The organism is Streptacidiphilus fuscans (genome assembly GCF_015690355.1).
In the GTDB taxonomy this organism is placed as follows: Bacteria; Actinomycetota; Actinomycetes; order Streptomycetales; family Streptomycetaceae; genus Streptacidiphilus; species Streptacidiphilus fuscans.
In genome coordinates, this window is sequence record NZ_JADPRT010000010.1 from 304,985 (window position 1) to 327,053 (window position 22,069).

The following is a 22,069-nucleotide window of genomic DNA, read 5'->3' on the forward strand; positions in this document are numbered from 1 at the left end:
ACGCGATCAACACAGCTGCGTCCAGGGGCGGGTCCAGTTCGTGCACAATTCCGCCACGCACACGCGAAGCCGCACGTCGGCCCGCTCTCACTCCGAACCGGATCTCACCTCAATTTTCCGATCCGTACACATTGACCTGACAGGATGGCCGTCATGCTCGGCTCAACTTGCCGACCGAACTTCGAGCCCTTCCCATCACCGAGGAAACCGTGAGCGTTCCGACCAGCGCGCCCGAGCAGCCCGAGCAGACGGCAGGCCAGGCGCAAGCGCCGACCTCCGGCTTCGCGATCCGCCTCCCGGCGCGGACCCCCACGGGGTGGCGCACCGGGCTGGCCCTGGCGCTCCGGGCTGCCGAACCGGCACTGCTGCTCTTCATGGTGGCGCGCGCCGTCGGTATGTCGCTGATCATCTTCCTCAGCCCGGGCTCGGCGACCTACGCGCTGCGCCGGCTGGCCCTGCACTGGGACGCCTCCTGGTACCTGGACATAGCCCAGCACGGCTATGACCACGCGATACGCCCGATGCTTCCGGGCGCGACGATACAGACGACCAACCTGGCCTTCTTCCCGGTCTATCCGGCGATGATCAAGGTCACCCACACCGTGCTGCCGTTCCTGAGCTGGGGCACGGTCGGGGTGCTCACCGCCTCGGCGTGCGCGGTCGGTGCGGCCTGGGGCATCTTCGCGGCGACGTCGTTCCGCTACGGCGAGAAGGTCGGCACGATCGCGGCGCTGCTGTGGGGCGTGGCCCCGGTCGCCGCCGTCGAGACGGCGGGGTACAGCGAGTCGGCGTTCACCATGTTCTCCGCCTGGACGCTCTACTGCGTGGTCTCCCGCCGCTGGATCGCGGCCGGGGTGCTGTCGATCCTGGCGGGCCTGACCCGGCCGACCGGTGTCGCCGTCGCGGCGGCGGTGATGTGCGCGGGCGCCATGGAGATCTGGCTGCGCTACCAGCGGCGCCGCGCCGAGCAGGGACAGGGTCGACTCCTCCCCTGGCTGGACCGACTGCCCTGGTTCGACGGCGCCGACCTCGACGCCGCACCGCTCGCCACCGAGCCGCCGCTGTGGAAGCCGCTGGTGGCGATCCTGATGGCGCCCGTGGGCTGGGTCGGCTTCGTCGGCTGGACCGCGCTGCGGCTGCACAACCTGAACGCCTACTTCCAGATCCAGGCGGGCTGGCATTCCAAGTTCAACTTCGGAATGTCGACCGCGCACGACATGCGCCTGCTCTTCACCTCGGCGAACCCGGTCGGGCTGTACTACCCGGTGGTGGCCGGGGTGCTGATCGCGGCGGCGGTGGTCTTCGTGACCTCGATCGCGCAGCGTCAGCCGCTGGCGTTCGTGATGTTCAGCTTCGTCATCATGGTGATCGCCTACGGCGACACTGCCTTCTTCTCCTCGCGAGCCCGGTTCCTGCTGCCCGCCTTCCCGCTGCTGATCCCGCTGGCGGCGGGTTTCGCCCGGGTCCGGACCAAGGCGACGCTCTACGCGGTCCTTGCGGCCTGCGCGATCTCCTCGGGGCTCTACGGCGCGTACATCCTGCTGTACTCGCCCAGCGCGCCCTGAGCGCCCGCCCACCACTTTCGACGCACCCTCTTGTCGGCGAAGCTACTCTCCGGTAATTCTTACTGACACCAGGTCTAGTAAGGCTGCCCAGCCGTCGGCACCAGGGAGCGTCGCCATGCCCGAGATCGCGTACCAGCACGAAACGCCGCACGGCCCGCGCACCGTCACCGTGCGGTACGAGCGCCGGGGCAGCGGGACCCCGCTGCTGCTGATGCACGGGATCGGCCACCACTGGCAGGCCTGGGAGCCGGTGCTCCCCGCGCTGGCCGAGCGGCACGACGTGATCGCGATCGACCTGCCCGGTTTCGGCGCATCCGCGCCGCTCCCGGCCGGGTCCGCCTACGACCTCGACTCGGTCGTGCCCGGCCTCGGCTCGCTCTGCGCCGCGCTGGAGGTCACCCGCCCGCACGTGGTCGGCAACTCGCTCGGCGGGCTGCTCGCGCTGGAGATGGGCCGACGCGGGCTGGCGCGCTCGGTGACCGCGCTCTCCCCCGCCGGGTTCTGGACCCGGCCGGAGCAGGCCTACGCGTTCGGCGTGCTGCTCGGCATGCGCTTCGGCGCGCGGACCCTGCCCGCCCCGCTGGCCCGACGGCTCGCCGAGAACCCGTCCACCCGCGGGCTGCTGGTCGGCTCCATCTACGCCCGCCCGAAGCTGCGCGCGCCCGAGGACGCGCTGGCCGAGACCCGGGCGCTGCGCGGGGCGAAAGGCTTCGCGGCGACGCTCAAGGCGGGGCTGAACGTCGACTACCGCGTCGACGTCACCGGCGTGCCGGTGACCATCGGCTGGGGCACCAAGGACCGGTTGCTGGTCCCCAAGCAGGCCGGCCGTGCGGAGACCCGGCTGCCCAAGGCGAAGGTCGTCCGGTTGGCGGGCTGCGGCCATGTGCCGATGAACGACGACCCGACGCTGGTCGCGGAGACGATCCTCTCGGCCGTCGCCGCCGCGGAGGCGTAGCACGCCCGTCGGACGCGCCCCCGTCCCGGATACCGGGCGAGCTCACCCGATGGAGTGATACCAGCCCCCTCACTCACCTGCCGAGAAAGCGCAGGTCAACGGCGTCAATCCGGCCGCGTCAGGAGCAGCCGGGCGCTGCCCGTGCCGCTGACGGCATGTCACGATGCGCTCGTGCCAGTGATGTCCCGAGATCCTGCGGCTCCCCTCGACGACGAGCCGGACGACAGCGCGGTACCCGGCTCCGGCGCAGGGCGGCCCGAACCGCGCGCCCAGCGCCTGCGCCGGGTCGGCCGCTGGGTGCTGGCCGGGCACAGCGCGCCGGAGCTGCTCCGGCTGCCGCCCGCCCAGGTCAACCGGATGCTGACGGTGCTCGCCTGCGCGTCCATGCTGATCGGCGCGCGCGACATCTGGAACCGCACCATCGTCAACCAGCAGGTGCACGCCTTCGCGGTGATCCTGTACTTCGGCGCGATCCTGGTGATCGCGGTGCTGGCGCTGAGCGTGCGGACCCGGCGGGTGATGACGCTCGTCGACGCGTTCATGCTGGCCGTCGCCGCGCTGCAGTGCGTCAACCGGTTCTACGTCGTAACCGCCGCGCAGCCGCCCGCGCCCGGGGTGGCGTCCAGCCACGTGTACTACGGCACCGACGAGGGCTCGCTGATCCACATGGCGGCCCGGACCCTGCTGCACCACGGCCGGATCTACGGGACCCAGTGGCCGCAGATCTTCTCGATGTTCCATGTCGGGACCACCCCGCTGATGAACGGCGGCGCGGCGACCGGGCTCGACTACCCGCCGCTGGGGCCGATCTTCACCGCGGTCCCGATGAAGCTGGGTCTCAGCCACCCGCCCGCCGGGCTGGCGGCGACGGCGATGCTGCTGCTGGCCTCGGTGGTGATGTTCCTGCTGCTGCCGGTCTCCTGGCGGCCGGTGGCGGTGATCGTCTGCTTCGGCTTCGGCTGGCTGCCCAACTACGCGCAGATGGGCTACCCCGGCTGCATGGAACTGCCGTTCCTGCTGGTCACCGTGGCCTACTGGCACCGGACCGGACGCGGCGGACGGCTCGGCCTGATCGGCGTCACGCAGGCCGTCTGCCTCGGCATCGCGGCCTGCCTGCACCAGCTGACCTGGTTCCTGACGCCGTTCCTGCTGATCGGGATGTTCATGATCCGGCGCGGCGAGATGCCCGCGCGGGACGCGGCCCGGGTGGTGCTGCGCTATGCGGCGATCACCGCCGGGGTCTTCCTGGCGATCAACCTGCCGTTCATCCTCCAGGGCGCGCACGCCTGGCTCCGCGGGGTGCTGACGCCGCTGACGCAGCAGGCGATCCCGGCCGGGCAGGGGCTGGTCGGCATCTCCTCCTTCTTCACCTCCGGCAGCGGCGACCTGCATCTCTACAGCGTGGCCGGGCAGTTGCTCTGCCTGGCGATGATGGTGCTGCTGGTGCTCTTCCCCCGGCGGCTGGGCCCGGCGGTGACGGTGATGCCGTGGCTGGTCTTCTACCTGTCGACCCGCTCGCAGCAGGACTACTTCGACCTGACCGTGCCGCTGTGGGTGATGGCCGCGGCGACGGTCTCCGCCGCCGACTTCGACCGCGCCTGGCATCCGCGCACGGGCTGGCTCGGCTCCCGGGCGGTACGCGCCGCACTGGTGCCGGTGCTGCTGGCGCCGACGGTGGTCACCATCGCGGCGGCGATCCTCACTCCCCCGCCGCTGACGATGGCGGTGACCGCGATGAACGGCAGCGACGGGGCGGGCGAGCTCGCACTGCTGGACCTGCTGCAGCGGGTGCAGGTGACGGTGACCAACACCAGCGACGAGGCGGTGACCCCGCACTTCGCCACCAGCACCGGGGCGACCATTTCGGACTACTGGAAGGTGCTCTCCGGCCCGGTCACGCTCCCGGCCCACTCCACCGCCGTCTACCGGCTCAAGGCCCCCTACAGCGGCGTGGACACCCCCGGCGTCAAGGGCAGGATCCTGCTGCGCGCGGTGACCCCGCAGCCGATGAGCATCTCCTCGCAGCTGATCGGCGTCGGACCGGACCCGTCGACGCTGTCGCCGAAGCTGAAGAAGATCCTCGACTCGGGCCTCGGCCTTACCCGGCACAGCTCGGACAGTGTCGGCAGCACGGACACCACGGGCGGCTCGCCCGTCGAGGGGATCAACGGGCGCTGAGCCCCCGCGCTAGGGCTTGTAGGGCAGCGAGGGCACCTGGAAGCAGGTGGTGTTCATGTCCGGGACCTGGGTGACCCAGCCGCCCTGACCGCCGTCGGCCGAGTCCTCCCAACGGGCCACGTTCAGGCAGGCCTTGGTGAGGCCGGTCGGCGGGTGCGGGCTCGGCACGAACGAGGCCGGGATCAGCAGGCCGTGGGCGTCGTAGGGCTGCGGGCGCTGCATGTAGGCGTCGACGCAGGAGCGGGTCACGTCCGCGCCGCAGGAGGTGGCGGCGTCGGTGAACCACTGCGCGCCCGCCCAGCCGAGCAGCTGCCATTCGGACAACTGCTGGTCCGGGTCGTACTTCTGCATCGCCGCACGGAACGCGGAGACCGCGGGATAGCGCGTGTCCTCGTAGTTGCGCGCGTACGACGTGGTCCACAGGACGTCGCGGCAGCCGGGGACGGAGGCGTAGTCGGAGCGGATCTCGTCGGACCAGTTCTGCTCGTTGGTCACCTTGGCCGTCACGCCGACCCCGGCCGAGGCCATCGCCTGGCAGAGACCGGTGTTGCCGCGCAGGTCCATGGCGTCGAGCAGCAGTTGGGCGTGGTCGGCCTTCATCCCGGCGGCGACGGCGGCGAAGTCCGGCAGGGCGAAGTCGACGGTCTCGTTGAGCACCGAGTAGCCCTCGGCCTTGAGGCCCTGGGTGAGTTGGGCGGCGTAGCGGAGGGAGTCGGACTGGTTGTAGGCGACGACCACCGCCCGGCTGAGGCCGAGCTTGGTCTTGAAGTACCGGTCGACCTCGGTGGACTGGTACAGCACGCCGTTCCAGCCGACCGTCTTCCCGTCGCGCGGTTCGTCGGTGCCGTAGATCTGGTAAAGGTGCGGGTACTGGTCGTAGGCCGTGCCGATGGTGATGCCGCCGATGTCGGGGACGCCCTGGGCGCTGACGTACGGCGCGCCCGCGTACTCCAGCTCGGTCCCGGCGACCAGGGCGACCACGTGGTCCTGGTCGATCAGCTGGTGCACGCAGCTCTGGTTGCCGATGCCGGAGCCGCCGTCGTCGCACGGATAGACCTTGACCTGGCGGCCGTTGATGCCGCCCGCGGCGTCGAGCGCCTGGAAGAAGGCCTGCGCGCCGGTCGTCGGGCCGGAGAAGGTGTCGCCGCCCAGCGGGCTGCTGATCGAGGCGATGATGCCGACCGGGATGGGGGGCTGCGCCGTCCCGCCCGGCGCGGCGGGCGCGGTGCTGCCGAAGTCGCGGAGCGGCAGTCGACTGCCGCAGGCGGTCGCGCACACCAGGAGCAGCGCGAGGACGGCCGCCCGGACCGTCCTCGCGCGCGCGGCGCGCCGGACGCTCACCCGCTCACCTGCTCACCGCCTCTGATCCCTCGGTCTCTCGGGTCTCACTGGTCTCTCAGGAGCAGCCGGGGATCGGCGTGGAGCCGGCCTTGAGCTGGAGCAGGCCGCACAGGGTCGTGTCGGCGACCTTCCAGATGCCGTTCTCGTTGACGGACTGGCCCGTGCTGTTGGGCAGCGCCTCGGCGCCGCTCAGGCAGACGTTGTAGGTGACCTTGGCGGTGGTGGCGCCGGTGAAGTCCACCTTGGTGACGCCGACAGTGGTCTGCGCCGCCTGCGGGTCCTTGCCGAAGGCCAGCAGCACCGGGGTGAACTTGACCCCGTTCTGCAGCAGCGCGACCTTGGCCACGTCGGAGGTCGCCGGGTCGAAGAACTTGTTGTAGTTCGCCGCCACCTGCTGGGCGGCCGTCTTCACGTCGGCGGGTCCGCTGCCGGAGACGGTGTACGGCACCGAGCTGCCGCACGCGGCCGCTGCGGCGCTGCCGCTGGGGTTCGCGGGCGCGCTGCTCGCCGGCGCACCGCTCGCCGCGCCCGAGGTGGCCGACGCCGAGGGAGAGCCCGAACTGCTGCCGCCGCTGCTGCTGCAGGCCGCCGCGAGCAGCAGGACCGCCGCCGCGGTCCCGGCCCGGAAGAGGACGGTCCTGGTTCGACCCATGCCTCGATCTGTGTCCACCAACCGCTCTGTGTCCATCAACCTTCACCGCCCTGTCCTGGGTTGCGAGAGAGTCGAGAGAGATGGGTGCGGAGATCTGACTTAGCATCAGCGCTGGATCCCCAAGCTAGCTCCCAGGGATCGCCAGGAGCCCTCCCGTGCGGGTATTGATGAGGGAACGTGACCATTCGGCCCAGAGCCGAGAGCCCGAGGGAGGAACCCCATGACGCGGAGGTTCACACTGCGCGGGTTCACGGTGCGCGGGTTCTCGGGGCGGGGCTTCACGATGGGGTGGACGCAGTTGGGGTGGGCGCTGGGCGCGGCGGGCGCCCTGCTGTGCGTGCTCGGCTGGTACGGCATCTCCGGCGAACGGTTCGCCGAGCGGCAGATCCCCTACCTTGCGTCGGCCACGGTTCCCGGCGCGGCGCTGATCGTCGCGGGCGCGGTCCTGCTGGCCCGGCCCGGGGCGGCCGAGGAGGAGGCGCGGCGTGATCGGATCGGTGAGGACGACCGGCTGCGCCGCCAGCTGGCCCTACTGTACGACCTGCTCGTCGAGGAGGCGACCCGGTCCCAGCAGGCTCCCGGCGGCGCTTCCGGGGTGGCCGCGAGGGACCCCGGAAGCGCCGCCGAGCGGCTGGCGTACCTGCCGAACGGCCGGACCTACCACCGGGTCGGCTGCCTCCTGGTCGAGGGTCGCGGCGACGCGGTCCCGGTGACCCCGGCCGGGGCCCGCGAGCGCGGGTTGCGCCCCTGCCCGCTGTGCATGCCGGACCAGGGCAGGCAGAACACGGCCTCGGGCACCGGGGACACCGCGCCCGACACGTCGTCGGAGGCCTGAGGTGCCCGCCGCGCAGCTGGTGCACGCACAGCTCGCGTCGCTGCCGCTGGACCTGGCGCAGGCCGGGCTCACCGTAGGCGCCGCGGCGGCGCTCTCCGGGATCGGGCTGGTGGTCTGCTACCGGGCGACCGGCGTGCTCAACCTGGCTCAGGGCGCGATCGCGATGATCACCGCCTACGCGGTACGGCAGACCGTGGTGGTCTGGCACTGGCCCAAGGCGCTGGCCGTCGCGGTCTGCCTGCTGGTCTTCGCTCCCGCGATCGGCTGGACCCTGGACGCCGTCGTCTTCCGGCCGCTGCAACGGCGTTCCGCCGGTCCGGTGGCGACGCTGGTGGCCTGCCTCGGTGTCTTCGTGCTGCTGGTCGGCGCGGCGTTCCTGCTGTGGGGGCCGACGCCCTTGGCCGACGCGCCGAGCCTGCTGCCGTCGACCCCGTGGGCGGTGCTGGCCGTGGTCGGCGTGCTGGCGGTCGGGGTGGCGGTGGTGGGCCGGTGGACGCCGTTCGGCACCCAGGTGCGGGCGGTCGTCGACAACCGGCGGCTGGCGGAGCTGGCCGGGGTGGACGCGGACCGGGTCTCCTCGGTGGGCTGGGCGTTCGGCGCGTTCACGGCCGGGCTGACCGGCGCGGTGCTCGCCCCCGGCCTGCGGCTGGACCCGTACGGGCTGCCGCTGCTGGTGATGGAGACGATGGCGGTCGCCGTGATCGCGCAGCTGCGCAGCCTGACTGTGGCGGTCGGGTCGGCGCTGGCGCTGGGTGTGCTGCAGAGCGAGTTGACCCAGTTCCATCCGGGCGGGTGGCAGCAGTCGCTGCTCCAGGCGGTGGGGGCGAACCTGTTCGCGCTGGCGCTGCTGGTGGCGGTGCTGGTGCTGCCGTTGGACTTCACCGGCCGTGGGCGCGGGGACGGCACGGACCCGGAACGCCGGGCCTACCACCCGGTGCTGACCGGACGTCCGATCGCGTCCGGCGGTGCCGCGGGCTCCGGGCGGAACTCGGCGGTGCGGCTCGGGTGCGCGGTGTTGTTGCTGCTGCCGTTCGCGTTCCGCGCGGACGACCTGCGGTCGGCGCTGCAGGTGCCCGCGCTGGCGCTGGTACTGCTGTCGATCACCGTGGTGACCGGCTACGGCGGCCAGGTGTCGCTCGGTCAGGCCGGGTACGCGGGGCTGGGCGCGCTCTTCACCGGGCTGCTGGCGGGCGGGCAGGTGGCGGGGTTGCCCGCGTTCCCGCCCGTGGTGGCGCTGCTGTGCGCGGTGGTGCTGGCCGCGCCGCTGGGGCTGCTGGTCGGTTGGCCCGCGATCCGACGACGCGGGCTGGCCCTGGCGCTGACCACCTTCGCGGTGGGGACGGCGATCAACCGGCTGGTCTTCCAGCAGCCCGCCGCGACCACCGGCGTCGTGCTGGACCGGACCGGGATGCTCGGCCAGGACCGGTTCTTCTACGGGGTGGAGCTGGCGCTGCTGGCTGCCGCGTTGCTGCTGGTCCGGGCGCTGCGCCGGGGACGGCTCGGCCGGGCGCTGGGCGCGATGCGGGACCACGAGGCGGGCGCGGCGGCGGCCGGGGTGGACGTGCCACGGCTGAAGCTGCTGGCCTTCGTGCTGGGCGCGGCGTTGGCCGCGCTGGGCGGCGGGCTGATGGGGCTGGGCGGGCAGGCGTTCGACCCGAACGCCTTCGACCCCGTGCTGGGCCTGATCTGGTTCGCCGCGGTGGTGGTCTTCGGCGCGGACAGCGCGGTCGGCGCGGTGCTGGCGGCGGCCACCCTGGTGGGCCTGGACGCGGGCACCGTCGCGGGCGTCTCGACGGCGGTCGTCGGCGCGCTGGCGCTGCTGCTCGGCCGGCTCCCGCCGGGCGGCCTGGCGGGGCTGACCCGCCTGCCGGGACGCGAAGCCCGGGCCAGGGACGCCGCCCACCGCGCGGCGGCGGAACAGGGCGCGGAGCCGGTCCGGCTGACTCCGCTCGGACGGCGGCTGGCGGCGCGGGTCCCGCTGCCCGCTCAGGCGGCGACTCCGCCTGCTCCCACACCTGCGGCCCCGCCGATGGTCGCCCGGCGGGAGGGCGAGCGGCTGACCGCGCACAACCTGACCAAGCGGTTCCAGGGGGTCACCGCCGTCGACGGGGTGACGCTGGCCGTGCCGCCGGGGCGGATCACCGCGCTGACCGGGCCCAACGGCGCGGGCAAGAGCACCCTCTTCGACTGCCTCAGCGGCGCGCAGCGCGCGGACTCCGGCCAGGTGCTGCTCGGCGGCAAGGACCTGACCCGGCTGCCCGAGCACGCCCGGGCCAGGCTCGGGCTGGCCCGGACCTTCCAGCAGATCGCCGTCTTCCCCGGGCTGACGGTGGCGGACAACCTGCGCGTCGGGGCTGAGCAGTCGGCCGGGCGTACCGCACGGGAGTCCGCGGCGGACGCCGACCGGCTGCTGGACCTGCTCGGCCTCTCCGACCTGCGCGACCAGGCCGCCGCCGAGCTGCCCACCGGGACCCTGCGGCTGGTCGAACTCGGCCGGGCGCTGGCGGCGCAACCCGCCGTACTGCTGCTGGACGAGCCGGGAGCCGGCCTGGACCGGCGGGAGACGGCGCTGCTGGTGGAGCTGCTCCGCTCACTGGCCGACGGCGGGCTGGCCCTGCTGCTGGTGGAACACGACCGCGAGCTGGTCGACGAGCTGGCCTCCGGCGTGCACGTGATGCGGACCGGCCGGACCGAGTTCCACGCCCGGCTGGAGCACCGGGGCGGAGCCGGGCATCAGGGCGGGCATCCAGACGGAGCCGGGCATCCGGGCCGTGAGGCGCCGCATGGCGCTTGAGGTGGAGCTGCGCGCGGCCCGCGTCCGGTACGGGCCGCTGGAGGCGCTGCACGGGGTGGACCTGCCGATCGCGGCCGGGGCGATGACGGTGCTGCTGGGCCGGAACGGGTCGGGCCGGACCAGCACCCTGCACGCGCTGGCGGGGGTCGCGCCGCTCGCCTCGGGCAGCGTGCGCTGGTACGGCGGGTCGGGGCGGGCCAGGGACATCACCGCGATGGACACCTTCCGCCGTTCCCGGCTCGGCATCGCGCTGCTCCCGGCGGAGCAGGGCGTCTTCCCCTCGCTCACCGTGGCGGAGAACCTGACGCTGCTCAGCGGTGCCGGGCTCCCGGCCGCGCTGGCGCTCTTCCCCGAGCTGGAGCCGCTGCTCTCCCGGACGGCGGGGACGCTGTCGGGCGGCGAGCAGCGGATGGTCGCGCTCTCCCGGGTGCTGACCGGGCCGGGACGGCTGCTGCTGCTCGACGAGCTCGGCCTGGGGCTGGCCGAGGAGGTCGTGGCGCGCGTCCATACGGCGCTGATGGCGCTGGTGGCGGCGGGCCGGACGGTGGTCCTTGCGGAGCAGTCCCTCCCGGCCGCGCCCGCCGCGCCGGACCTCGTCTTCGAGCTCCGGCGCGGCGCGGTGGCAGCGGCGTACGAGACCTGAGCCCGGCCCGACGACGGATTAACCGGTGGCGGGGAGCAACCGCAGCACCGTCCCCGCGTTCAGCGCGTTCGGGTCCGGGCCGATGACGGCGCGGTTGCGCGCGTACAGCGCGGGCCAGCCGCCGGGCAGATGGAAGTGCGAGGCGATGGACGCCAGCGAGTCACCGGCCCGAACCGTGTACGTGGCGGGCACCGTGCCGGTGGGCGGCGTGGTGACGGGAGGCGTGGTGACGGGCGGCGGCGTAGCGACGGGAGGCGTGGTCACCGGCGGCTTGCTGACCGGAGGAGGTGTCGTGACCGGAGGCCTGCCTCCGCCCGGCGGCCGGTGGCCGGTGAGGCCGAGGCTGCGGGCGCAGTTCGGCCAGGCGTCCCAGCCCTGCCAGGCGAGGATCCGCTCGGCGGTGGCTATCTGCTCGATCCGGCCGGCCAGGTCGGGGCGGGAGGCGTAGCGCCGTCCGCCGGACTCGCGCCAGGTCTCCAGGGAGATCTGGAGTCCGCCGTAGTAACCGTTGCCGCTGTTGACGTGCCATCGGCTGTTGCTCTCGCACACGGCGAGCCGGTCCCACACCGTCGCGGGGACGCGCGTCCCACCCGACGCCGACTGCGGCAGCGCGCACAGGACGGCAGCCGTGGTGGCGCTCAGACATCTTCCGACTATGCCCATGCTTACTGACGCTACGTCGGCTCCCGTTCCAGGCAGATGATCTGATGATCTGCCACGCCACGGACCACCCGATCAGCGCAGCCCCCGCCGCTGGACAACGTCGGCAACGCCGACAGCGCGGCCGCCGTCCACGGGGGACGGCGGCCGCGCCGGTGTCGTCAGACGCGGGGAGAGCCGGAGGCTCAGCCCAGGTTGAGGACCTGGCCCGGGAGGATCAGGTTCGGGTTGCCGCCGATGACGGTCTTGTTGGCGGCGAACAGGTTCTGCCAGGTGGTGCCGTGGGCGGACGCGATGGCGCTCAGGGTGTCACCGGACTTGACGGTGTAGCTGCCGGCCGAGGAGGAGCTGGTCTGCGCCGGGGCCGACTGCTGGACCGGGGCGGACTGCTGCGCCGGAGCCTGCTGCTGGGCCGGGGCCTGCTGCTGCGGGGCCGACTGCTGCTGGGCCGGGGCCTGCTGCTGCGAGGCGGTGCTCACCTGCGCCGGGGCGCCACCGGCGGTCAGACCCGCCTGCGGGCCGCAGACCGGCCAGGCACCCGGGCCCTGGGAGGCCAGGACCTGCTCGGCGACGGCGATCTGCTGACCCTCGCTGGCCTGGTTGGCCTGCGGGGCGTACTGGGTGCCGCCGTAGGCCGCCCAGGTGCTCGGGGTGAACTGCAGGCCGCCGTAGAAGCCGTTGCCCGTGTCGATGGACCAGTTGCCGCCGGACTCGCACTGCGCCACGGCGTCCCAGGTGGAGACCGAGGCAGCAGACGCCGAGGTGGCGGTCAGCAGACCCGCCACCGGAGCGGCGACGAGCGTGGCGGCGACAACGGCGGTGCGGACGCGGAAGTTCATCAAATGCCTTTCGACAGTCCCGGGCGGGGTCGGCGGGGGTCCGCACAGTCCGTCACGACGGCTCTGTGCTCGACCGGTCCCGCGCCCTCGCTCCGTCACTCGCCACCGACCTGTCTGTTGTTGCGGCGGCGGGCACCTCCCACGTCCCACGTCCGAGGACGCAGGGGGGAAGTGCGGAGGCGGGCGAACCCGGGCGGTGCTCGTTGCACCGACGCCACTGACCGTAGGAACTCCCCCGCCACGGACTCAAACCTCGAGGGAAAGTCCCTGTTCACGTGGACGTTACCGGCAGTAAGGATCTTGTAAATCTTTACCGGATGTCCGATTTGGGACTTTTGTCGAACCGTCAGTCGGACGGTTTCGTGACGCCCGCCACACGGACCGGGGCGAGAGACCGGGTGACCTCCCCCACACCGTCGACGGAACGTCACCCCACAGTGCGTCAGGGTGACCGAAATCGGTCGAGTTCTCGTCCGATTCGGGGCCTGGCCGTGACCCCGGGCACATCCGGTGCGTTTGTCATCACGGCCGTCATATCGGCTGGGGCCAGACGTCCCCGGCCCAGCGATTCGAGGAGTCATTCGTGCAGCGCATGATCGACGTCAGCGACGAGGTCCGTGCCGAGATCGGTGACGACGAGGCCGATCGTCTGCTTCAGGGGGTCACCGCCCCCGACCGCTACGACTGCACGTCCTGCCGGGCGCCGGGCGATGTCACCCAGGACCCGACCGCCACCGTGCTGTTCGTCGGCGAGGAGACGGCGGTCCTCGCCTTCGCCCACTCCCGGTGCATCCCGTCCCAGGTGGTCGAGGTGGCCGAGGAGCAGTTGCAGGGGGCCGTCCGCAGCATCGGTGCCACCGCCCCGCACGCCGCGTCCGTTCCCGCGCCCTCGGCGCCCGCCGCACCGGCGGCTGCGCCCGTCGCGCCGGCCGCGTCCGGTCAACCGGCGGTGCTGGGGGTGACCTGCGGTCTGGTGCTGTGCAAGGGCGGGGAGTTCCCCGGGGTGCCGCGTGCGGCGCTGGTGGTCGAGCCGACCGGGCCGATCGGGCGCCCCGGCACAGCGGTCGGCGAGGACGCCTTCGGCGAGCTGCTGATGGAGCACGGCTTCCAGCTCGTCGCGGACGTGGACCAGCCGCCCGGCCAGCTGCCCGGCTGGTCGGTGCTGATGGCGATGGGTCAGCTCCACGCTGTGCTGCAGCCCTCCCCCGGCGGCGGCACCAACGCGTGGTGGCAGGCGCACCAGCCGCTCCAGGTGACCGACGCGTGGCGCTCGGCGGCCTCGCAGCAGGCGCAGGTGATGATGCTCGCCGCCCCGGCGGGCAGCATCGGTCGTCAGCCGCGTGAGGACCTGCTGCGCAGCGCCCTGGACAACGCGGCACGGCGCGGCCTGCTGCTCGGCGCGGTGCTGCCGCTGGCCGGCACCTGAGGTCCGCAGGGTCGGGAGGCTCCAGAGAGTCCGCAGAATCCGTGAGCGGACGCGAAGCAGGGGCGCACGCAACCGTGCGCCCCTGCTTCGTGCTGTTCCCGGAGAGACTGCCGGTGCCGTCCCCGCATCCAGAGGACGGCTGGGTCGTTGGCCATTACGTGCACACCTTCGACACCTTCCCCCCGCCCCGCCGCAGCCCCGGCGTCTGGATGCCGTCGGCCGAGGCGTTCGCCGTTCCGATGCCGCCGAGCGTTCCGACGCCGATCCCGGCGATGCGGCCCGCCTTCGAGCGCGACGCCTCCAGGGAGACGCCGATCTACGACTCCCTCTACAGCGAGTTCCGCAGGCTCTTCCGCAGCCTGCCGGGCGACCGCAGCGGCGAGGAGAACTTCCGGCTGCCCTACTTCGCCGACTTCACCGCCCCGCAGAGCTTCCCCGCCCCGCAGGCCGCCCCGGTGCCGCCGGGCGCCGGGCGGCACCGGGGTTACCTCTCGCTGCCGCCCGGGTCCTCCTGATCCGGCCCCGCCTGCCTACTTCTTCTTGCCGCGCTTCTCGCGCACGCGCACCGAGATCGAGATCGGGGTGCCGACGAAGCCGAACTCCTCGCGCAGCCGACGCTCGATGAAGCGGCGGTATCCGGCCTCGATGAAGCCGGAGGCGAAGAGCACGAAGCGCGGCGGCTTGGTGCCGGCCTGGGTGCCGAAGAGGATCCGGGGCTGCTTGCCGCCGCGCACCGGGTGCGGGTGGGCGGCGACCAGCTCGCCGAGGAAAGCGTTCAGACGGGCCGTCGGGATACGCGTCTCCCAGCCGTCCAGCGCGGCCTCGATCGCCGGGACCAGCTTCTCCATGTGGCGGCCGGTGAGGGCGGAGACGTTGACCCGGGGCGCCCACTGGACCTGGACCAGGTCCTGCTCGATCTCGCGCTCCAGGTAGTAGCGGCGCTCGTCGTCCATCTGGTCCCACTTGTTGTAGGCGACGACGACGGCACGTCCGGCCTCGACGGCCATGGAGATGATCCGCGTGTCCTGCTCGGCCAGCGTCTCGCTGGCGTCGATCAGGACCACCGCGACCTCCGCCTTCTCCAGCGCGGCCGCGGTGCGCAGCGAGGCGTAGAAGTCGGCGCCCGCGGTCTGGTGGACGCGGCGGCGGATACCGGCGGTGTCGATGAACTTCCAGGTCTTGCCGCCGAGGGTGATCATCTCGTCGACCGGGTCACGGGTGGTGCCGGCCAGCTCGTTGACGACCACCCGGTCCTCGCCCGCGACCTTGTTGAGCAGGCTGGACTTGCCGACGTTCGGGCGGCCGATCAGCGCGACGCGGCGCGGGCCGCCGAGGATCTGGTCGGCGGCGAAGGTCTGCGGCGGCGCCTCCGGCAGCTTCTCCAGGACGGCGTCCAGCATGTCGCCGGAGCCGCGGCCGTGGAGGGCCGAGACGGGGTAGGGCTCGCCGAGGCCGAGGTTCCACAGCGCGGCGGCGTCGGCCTCGGCGGAGGGGCCGTCGACCTTGTTGGCGCAGAGCACCACCGGCTTGCCGGAGCGGCGGATCAGCTTGACCAGCGCCTCGTCGGTGTCGGTCGCGCCGACCTGGGCGTCGACGACGAAGAGCACGGCGTCGGAGTTCTCGATGCCCATCTCCGCCTGGGTCGCGACCAGGCCGTCCAGGCCCAGCGCGTCGATCTCCCAGCCGCCGGTGTCGACCAGCTTGAAGCGGCGGCCGTTCCAGGTGGCCTCGTACTGGACCCGGTCACGGGTGACGCCGGGACGGTCCTCGACGACCGCCTCACGACGGCCGATGATGCGGTTGACCAGCGTGGACTTGCCGACGTTGGGACGGCCGACGACGGCCAGCACCGGCAGCGGGACGTGCTCGTGGTCGTCGAGGTCGCCGAACTCGTCGAGATCGAACCCCTCCTCGGCGGCCAGCTGCATGAACTCGGCGTACTCGGCGTCGTTCAGGTCGCCGTGACCGGCGACATGGCCGGCTGCCTCGGCGTGACCGGCGTTCTCCATACTCATCGGGCGGTGCCCACTCTCGTCTTCGTCTGTTTCAGGCGGTTCTGGGGGCTGGCGCCCGCTGCGTGGGAGCTCAGCCCAGGCGGGCGGCGACGCGCTGGTGCACCAGCCCGATGATGTGCGCGACGACCTGATCCGGGGTCATCTCGCTGGTGTCGACCTCGACGGCGTCGTCCGCCTTGCGCAGCGGCGCCGTGGCGCGGCTGGAGTCGGCCGTGTCACGGCGGTTGATGTCGGCCAGGATCGCGGCTATCTCGGTCAGGTCGGTGACGCCGAGCTGGGCGGCGCGACGGGCCGCCCGGGTCTCGGCGGAAGCGGTGAGGAAGACCTTGACGTCGGCGCGCGGGAAGACCACGGTGCCCATGTCCCGGCCCTCGGCGACGATCCCGCGCTCGGCGTGCAGCGCGGAGGCGCGCTGCAGCTCGACCAGGCGGGTGCGCACCTCGGCGACGGCGCTGACGGCGCTGACGGCGGCGGTCACCGGCTGCTCCCGGATGGGACCTGAGACGTCGACGCCGTCGACGGTGATGGTGGGGCCTGCCGCGTCCGTCCCGGAGACGATGACCGGCTTGCCGGAGGCCACCGCGACGGCGTCCGCGTCGTCGACGTCCACACCGGCGTTGAGCAGCCAGAAGGTCATGGCCCGGTACATGGCGCCGGTGTCGAGGAAGCTGTAGCCCAGCTGCGCGGCGATCTCACGCGACACGGTCGACTTTCCGGTGCCGGCGGGGCCGTCGAGCACGACGACGACCGGGGCAGAGGAGTTGTCCACGGGGCGGCTTCCTTCGGAACGCAGGGCAGAGGTCTACGTAAAGGTTACCGTCGCCGGGCAGGCGTCAGCGCAGCCTCGGACCGGCCCCCGCTGCCGAGCTCTACCGCAGGCTCCAGCCGCGCTCGCGCAGCGCCGCCGTCAGGGTCGGGACCGCGCCCGGTGCCACGGCCAGCTTGACCAGGCCGGCCTGCTGGCCGGTGCTGTGCTCGATGGTGACGTCCTCGATGTTGACCCCGGCCCGGCCCGCCTCGGCGAAGAGACGCGCCAGCTCGCCCGGCTGGTCGCCGATCAGCACCGCGACGTCCTCGTAGCGGGTGGGCGGCGCGCCGTGCTTGCCGGGGATCCGGGCGCGGCCGACGTTGCCGCGGCGCAGCACGTCGGCAACTGCCGCCGCACCCTCGCCGCGCTTGGCCGCGTCGGCCGCCTCCATGGCGCGCAGGCCGGAGACCGCGCCGCCCAGGTCGGCGGCGACCTCTTCCAGGATGTCGGCGACCACACCGGCGTTGGCGCTGAGGATGTCGACCCAGAGCCGCGGGTCGGAGGCGGCGATCCGGGTGGTGTCGCGGATGCCGGGCCCGGCCAGCCGGACCGCGTTGTCCGGGGCGTGCTCCAGCCGGGCCGCGACCAGCGAGGCGAGCAACTGCGGGGTGTGCGAGACCAGCGCGACCGCGCGGTCGTGCGCGGCGGCGTCCATCACCACCGGGACCGCGCCGCAGAGCGCGACGAGTTCCAGCGCGGCGTTGAGCGTCTCGGTGTCGGTGTCCGGCATCGGCGTCAGCACCCAGGTGCGGCCGTCGAAGAGGTCGGCGCGGGCGGCCAGAGGGCCGTTGCGCTCGGCGCCCGCCATCGGGTGGCTGCCGATGTAGCTGCGGGTGTCGCAGCCGAGCTCCAGCACGTCCTGGCGCGGACCCGCCTTGACGCTGGCCACGTCGGTGTAGTGGCGGGCCAGTCCCTCCCGCTGGGCGTCGGCCAGCACCTGACCGACGCGGGCCGGGGGCACCGCGATGATCGCCAGGTCGACCATGCCCTCCGGCGGCTCGACCGTGCCCGCTCCGAGCGAGGCGGCGGTGCGGGCGGCGTCGTGGTCCGCGTCGCGCAGGTGGACCGTCGTGCCGCGTTCGGTGAGCGCGAGCGCGGCGGAGGTGCCGATCAGTCCGGTGCCGATCACGACGGCGGTGCGCATCGGGGGTACGTCCTCGGGAGAGAAGTAAGGCGGGCGAGAAGGAAGAAGGCGGGCGAGAAGAACGCGGGAACGAGAAGGCCGGGGCGGGGAGGTCCAGCGGCGGCCGATCGGGTCGGGGCGCAGTCCGACCCGATCGGCAAAGCCGCTGACGCCCACCGTAACCGCGCGGACACGTCAGGGACACGGGCGTCCGCCGGTCAAGACGGTTACTGAGACGCCACAACCCTATCCGGCGAGAATGCGCAGCTCGCGACTGGTGAGGTTGAGCCGCTCGCCGCCGTCAGCGGTGCAGACGGCGATGTCCTCGATGCGCGCGCCGAACTCGCCGGGGAGGTAGATGCCGGGCTCGATGGAGAAGGCCATACCGGGCTCCAGCGGGCGGGACGACCCGGCGACGATATAGGGCTCCTCGTGCGTCTCCAGGCCGATGCCGTGGCCGGTGCGGTGGACGAAGTAGTCGCCGTAGCCGGCCTCGGCGATCAGGTCGCGGCCGACGGCGTCCAGCGCCTCGGCGGTGACGCCCGGGCCGACCGCGTCGCACTGCTCCTTCTGCGCGGCCAGCAGCACCTCGTAGAGCGACTCGTAGCGCGCGGGAGGGCGGCCGACGCAGTAGTTGCGGGTGGAGTCGGAGCAGTAGCCGGAGGGCATGGTGCCGCCGATGTCGACGACGACCGGCTCGCCCTCGCGGATCACGCGGTCGGACACCTCGGCGTGCGGGCTGGCGCCGTTGGGGCCGGAGGCGACGATGACGAAGTCGACCGTGGCGTGACCGGCGGCGGTGATCGCGTCGGCGATGTCGCGGCCGACCTCGCGCTCGGTGCGGCCGGGGCGCAGCCACTCCTCCACCGCCGAGTGGACCTTGTCGATCGCCTCGGCGGCCTCCAGCAGCGCGGCGACCTCGGCCGCGCTCTTGCGGATCCGCAGCTCGCCGATGACCTGCCCGGCCAGCGCCTGCTCGGTGCCCGGCAGCGCGTCGCGGAAGGCGAGCACCTTCTCGGCGAACATGTGGTTGTCCAGGCCGACCCGGCCCAGCCCGCGCGGCAGCCGGGAGGCGACCAGGGCGTAGGGGTCCTCGGTCTCGCGCCAGGGGACGATCTCGATGTCGAGCGCGCCGACCGGCGAGGCCTCGGCGGCGGGCTGCTCAAGCAGCGGCACGACCAGGAACGGCGCCCCCTCGGCGGGCGCGACCAGGCAGGTGAGGCGCTCCAGCGGCAGCGCCTCGTAGCCGGTCAGGTAGCGCAGGTCCGGCCCCGGCGAGACGAGCAGGGCGTCCAGTCCGGCCGCCCGCGCGGCCTGCTGGGCACGGGCGACCCGGTCGGCGGGGTACAGCGCGGGGTCGCCGGCCGAGTGCTGTCCGGGGGCGTCGTGTGCAGCATCGTGTGCCATGGCCCAAGTCCATCACGCCCCGCTCGCCTCCGCAGTGTTCCTGAGTGTCCGGGCCCGTTCAGGACCGGTCCTGCGGCAGACCCTCTACTCGCCGTGCGGCTGTTGCGGTACAAAGTGGACATGCTCTTCCATCTGACGCCGCTCGACGCGTGGCTGGAACACCCGGACCGGCCCTACACGACGTCCTCGCTGGCGTTGGAGGGCTTCATCCACTGCTCCGCCGACGAGGAGCGGGCGCTGGCCGTCGCCAACGCCCGCTACGCCTCCGCGCGCGGCCCGCTGATGGTGCTGCTGATCGACGAGAACCGGCTGGACGCGCCGGTGCGCTGGGACGAGGCCGCCGACGGCGTGCTCTACCCGCACGTCTACGGTCCGGTCAACCGCTCCGCCGTGGCCGGGATGCTGGAGGCCGAGCGGGACTCCTCCGGCCGCTGGGCGCACCTCGCCGTGTGGAGCTGAGGACTCGGTGGAACTGAAAGCCCTGTGGAGTTGACGCGAAGCCGCACGCTCCACTGATTTGCCGTCAATTCACCTGCGGGCAACACAGAGACCCCGCAGGCCCTCTTTTGCGCTCGCTGCTCCCGTGCCAGTGTGATGCGTCACTTTCTACGCGCGTCATCGGGGAAACTCCGACCGATCACGAAGAGGGAGCAGGATGCGCAAGAGCAAGGTGCTGGCCCTGGCGTTGACCGCCGGGCTGGGATTCGGGGCCGCCGTCGCGGCCCCGGCGGTGGCGGCGCCGAGCGCGCCGCAGGCGGGGGCGAACCACGGGACGGCCTCCTGTCAGCTGAACTCGGCACAGCCGGGCGTCAAGCACGTGATCTACCTGCAGTTCGACAACGTCCACTTCACCCGGGACAACCCCAACGTCCCCTCGGACCTGGAGCAGATGCCGCATCTGCTGAACTTCCTGACGTCCAACGGGGTGCTGGACGACAACCACCACACGCCGTTGATCGCCCACACCGGCGACGACATCCTGACCTCGCTGACCGGCCTCTACGGCAGCGACCACGGTCAGCCGGTGGCCAACTCGTACCGGTACTACAACCCGGACGGCACCACCAACTCGGCGAGCACCTTCGCCTACTGGACCGACGGCGTGGCCGACAGCTCGGTCCCGACGCCGAGCGACTCCAGCTACACGATGGTGACCCAGAACGGCAAGAACACCCCCGCGCCGTGGGTCCCCTACACGCGTGCGGGCTGTGACGTGGGCGCCGTCTCCGCGGCGAACACCATCCTGGAGAACACCACCGTCGACATCAACAAGGTCTTCGGCGCCAACTCCCCCCAGGCCGCCGAGGCCAAGGCCAACCCGGCCAAGGCCCAGGCCGACTACGTCGGCATCGGCGTCCACTGCGCCAAGGACTCCAAGCTCTGCGCCGGTGCGGGCAGCGCGGCGAGTCCCGACCTGCTGCCGGACGAGCCGGGCGGCTACCACGGCTACCAGGCGCTGTTCGGCGCCAAGTCGGTGAATCCGGCGATCACCGGCGGCTCGGCCGTGGTGAACTCGACCTCCGGCCAGCCGATCACGGACCCCAAGGGCAACCCGGGCTTCCCCGGCTTCGACAGCATGAGCGCGGCCAACACGCTCGGCTACGTCGCGCAGATGCAGGAGTCCGGCGTCCCGGTCACCTTCGCGTACATCTCCGACGCGCACGACAACCACTCCGCCCCGTACAACGCCTTCGGGCCGGGCGAGGCGGGCTACGTCGCACAGCTCAAGACCTACGACCAGGCGTTCGCGTCGTTCTTCAGCCGGCTGTCCAAGGACGGGATCAACTCCCACAACACCGAGTTCGTGGTGACCTCCGACGAGAACGACCACTTCGTCGGCGGCGCGCCGAGCCCGGCGAACTGCGACGGCGTGCACGTCCCGTGCACCTACCAGCAGGTCGGCGAGATCAACGCCAACGCGAGCGGCCTGCTGGCCACCCAGCAGGGCGTGACCACGAAGTACGGGATCCACGCGGACTCCGCGCCCAACTTCTACCTGAACGGCGACCCGGCGCAGAACGCCCCGGTGACCCGCTCGTTCGAGCAGGCGTGGTCCAAGGTGACGGCGGTCAACCCGATCACCGGGAAGACCGACGTGATCAACAACTACGAGGCCGACCAGACGGAGATGAAGCTGCTCCACATGGTCACCGGTGACCCGAAGCGCACGCCGACGTTCACCTCGTTCGCCAACCCGAACTACTACGTCTACGCGGGCGCGGCCAACTGCAACTCCGCCTGCGTGGCGCTCGGTCCGGACTACGCCTGGAACCACGGCGACTTCTCGACCGACATCAACACCACCTGGCTGGGCCTGGTCGGCCCGGGTGTCAAGCACCTCGGGGTCACCCACAAGGTCTGGTCGGACCACACCGACATGCGGCCGACGATGCTGACGCTGACCGGCCTGCGGGACGACTACCGCAGCGACGGCGTGGTGCTGACGCCGTTCCTGACCGCCTCCGCGCTGCCGCGCTCGCTGCGCGGCGACCGCGGCGCGTACGCGGCGCTGGCTGCCGTCTACAAGCAGCTGGACGCGGGCGTGGGCCAGTTCGCGGCGGCGACGCTGGTCCTGTCCAACGAGGGCGTCTCCTCGACCTCGGCCGGTGACGCGGTCTACCAGGCCGACGAGGCGAAGCTGGCCGCCCTGGGCACCGCGCGCGACGCGCTCGCCGCGCAGATCGCCGGCGTGCTGGACGGCATGGCCTTCGGCCACGACCGGGCCGCCACGGCCGACAACAGGAAGGCCGGCCTGCTGGTCCAGCAGGCCGACCGGCTGATCGCGCAGGCCCAGAAGGCCGCCGCCTGATCAGCGACTGACGAGCGAG

General features: G+C 72.5%; 18 protein-coding genes. 10 read left to right on the top strand and 8 right to left on the bottom strand.

Translation table 11 applies throughout. The annotated features are described in order from the left end of the window. Window positions 1-209: 209 nt before the first annotated feature. The 3 genes from I2501_RS24220 (at window position 210) to I2501_RS24230 (ending at window position 4,698) form a co-directional block, all read left to right on the top strand. Window positions 210-1,565, top strand: coding sequence for a mannosyltransferase family protein (locus I2501_RS24220; RefSeq protein WP_196196275.1), 1,356 nt, complete (start codon window positions 210-212; stop codon window positions 1,563-1,565). A gap of 115 nt (window positions 1,566-1,680) precedes the next feature. Beyond that, complete coding sequence (locus I2501_RS24225) at window positions 1,681-2,520, top strand: alpha/beta fold hydrolase (protein WP_196196276.1); 840 nt, start codon at window positions 1,681-1,683, stop codon at window positions 2,518-2,520. A 180-nt stretch (window positions 2,521-2,700) separates the two neighbouring features. After that, window positions 2,701-4,698 carry a hypothetical protein gene (locus tag I2501_RS24230; RefSeq protein WP_196196277.1) on the top strand — a complete coding sequence of 666 codons (1,998 nt, stop codon included), beginning with the start codon at window positions 2,701-2,703 and terminating at the stop codon, window positions 4,696-4,698. A 9-nt stretch (window positions 4,699-4,707) separates the two neighbouring features. Here the strand turns inward: I2501_RS24230 and I2501_RS24235 are convergent, their stop codons facing one another. Continuing rightward, window positions 4,708-6,039, bottom strand: a complete 1,332-nt coding sequence (locus I2501_RS24235; protein ID WP_196196278.1) for an ABC transporter substrate-binding protein — start codon at window positions 6,037-6,039, stop codon at window positions 4,708-4,710. 55 nt (window positions 6,040-6,094) lie between these two features. Next, window positions 6,095-6,691 (bottom strand): hypothetical protein, encoded by a 597-nt coding sequence (locus I2501_RS24240; RefSeq protein WP_196196279.1) that lies wholly within the window; start codon window positions 6,689-6,691, stop codon window positions 6,095-6,097. Window positions 6,692-6,911: 220 nt separating this feature from the next. Between I2501_RS24240 and I2501_RS24245 the strand changes: the two genes are divergently transcribed. Genes I2501_RS24245 through I2501_RS24255 form a run of 3 tightly spaced genes read left to right on the top strand, consistent with a single transcriptional unit; the run spans window position 6,912 to window position 10,963 of the window. Beyond that, window positions 6,912-7,526 (top strand): hypothetical protein, encoded by a 615-nt coding sequence (locus I2501_RS24245; protein ID WP_196196280.1) that lies wholly within the window; start codon window positions 6,912-6,914, stop codon window positions 7,524-7,526. Window position 7,527: 1 nt separating this feature from the next. Then, on the top strand, window positions 7,528-10,320 hold the full coding sequence (locus tag I2501_RS24250) for an ABC transporter permease subunit (protein WP_328806581.1): 2,793 nt from the start codon (window positions 7,528-7,530) through the stop codon (window positions 10,318-10,320). Then, a complete protein-coding gene (locus I2501_RS24255) occupies window positions 10,310-10,963 on the top strand; it encodes an ATP-binding cassette domain-containing protein (protein ID WP_196196281.1) in 654 nt (217 codons plus the stop codon). The genes I2501_RS24250 and I2501_RS24255 overlap by 11 nt, the downstream gene beginning before the upstream one ends. An 18-nt stretch (window positions 10,964-10,981) precedes the next feature. On the opposite strand, the gene I2501_RS24260 is transcribed toward I2501_RS24255, so the two are convergent. Continuing rightward, window positions 10,982-11,626 carry a LysM peptidoglycan-binding domain-containing protein gene (locus I2501_RS24260; RefSeq protein ID WP_196196282.1) on the bottom strand — a complete coding sequence of 215 codons (645 nt, stop codon included), beginning with the start codon at window positions 11,624-11,626 and terminating at the stop codon, window positions 10,982-10,984. A 182-nt stretch (window positions 11,627-11,808) separates the two neighbouring features. Further along, window positions 11,809-12,462 carry a transglycosylase family protein gene (locus tag I2501_RS40700; RefSeq protein ID WP_196196283.1) on the bottom strand — a complete coding sequence of 218 codons (654 nt, stop codon included), beginning with the start codon at window positions 12,460-12,462 and terminating at the stop codon, window positions 11,809-11,811. A 583-nt stretch (window positions 12,463-13,045) separates the two neighbouring features. Here I2501_RS40700 and I2501_RS24270 point away from each other — a divergent pair. Together I2501_RS24270 and I2501_RS24275 are read left to right on the top strand one after the other, a co-directional pair. Beyond that, complete coding sequence (locus I2501_RS24270; RefSeq protein WP_196196284.1) at window positions 13,046-13,888, top strand: hypothetical protein; 843 nt, start codon at window positions 13,046-13,048, stop codon at window positions 13,886-13,888. 158 nt (window positions 13,889-14,046) lie between these two features. Further along, the gene (locus I2501_RS24275; RefSeq protein WP_196196357.1) at window positions 14,047-14,403 is read left to right on the top strand and encodes a hypothetical protein; all 357 of its coding nucleotides are present in this window, start codon (window positions 14,047-14,049) and stop codon (window positions 14,401-14,403) included. A 15-nt stretch (window positions 14,404-14,418) separates the two neighbouring features. Here the strand turns inward: I2501_RS24275 and der are convergent, their stop codons facing one another. The 4 genes from der to I2501_RS24295 form a co-directional block, all read right to left on the bottom strand. After that, on the bottom strand, window positions 14,419-15,897 hold the full coding sequence (der, locus tag I2501_RS24280) for a ribosome biogenesis GTPase Der (protein WP_196196348.1): 1,479 nt from the start codon (window positions 15,895-15,897) through the stop codon (window positions 14,419-14,421). Window positions 15,898-15,973: 76 nt separating this feature from the next. Beyond that, window positions 15,974-16,672 (bottom strand): (d)CMP kinase, encoded by a 699-nt coding sequence (cmk, locus tag I2501_RS24285; RefSeq protein ID WP_328806582.1) that lies wholly within the window; start codon window positions 16,670-16,672, stop codon window positions 15,974-15,976. A 100-nt stretch (window positions 16,673-16,772) separates the two neighbouring features. Continuing rightward, window positions 16,773-17,855 carry a prephenate dehydrogenase gene (locus tag I2501_RS24290; protein ID WP_196196285.1) on the bottom strand — a complete coding sequence of 361 codons (1,083 nt, stop codon included), beginning with the start codon at window positions 17,853-17,855 and terminating at the stop codon, window positions 16,773-16,775. A gap of 225 nt (window positions 17,856-18,080) precedes the next feature. Beyond that, window positions 18,081-19,241 (bottom strand): M24 family metallopeptidase, encoded by a 1,161-nt coding sequence (locus I2501_RS24295; protein WP_196196286.1) that lies wholly within the window; start codon window positions 19,239-19,241, stop codon window positions 18,081-18,083. Between the two features lie 120 nt (window positions 19,242-19,361). Between I2501_RS24295 and I2501_RS24300 the strand changes: the two genes are divergently transcribed. Then, window positions 19,362-19,700, top strand: a complete 339-nt coding sequence (locus I2501_RS24300) for a DUF952 domain-containing protein (protein ID WP_196196287.1) — start codon at window positions 19,362-19,364, stop codon at window positions 19,698-19,700. A 196-nt stretch (window positions 19,701-19,896) separates the two neighbouring features. Beyond that, on the top strand, window positions 19,897-22,050 hold the full coding sequence (locus I2501_RS24305) for a hypothetical protein (protein ID WP_196196288.1): 2,154 nt from the start codon (window positions 19,897-19,899) through the stop codon (window positions 22,048-22,050). Window positions 22,051-22,069: the final 19 nt, after the last annotated feature.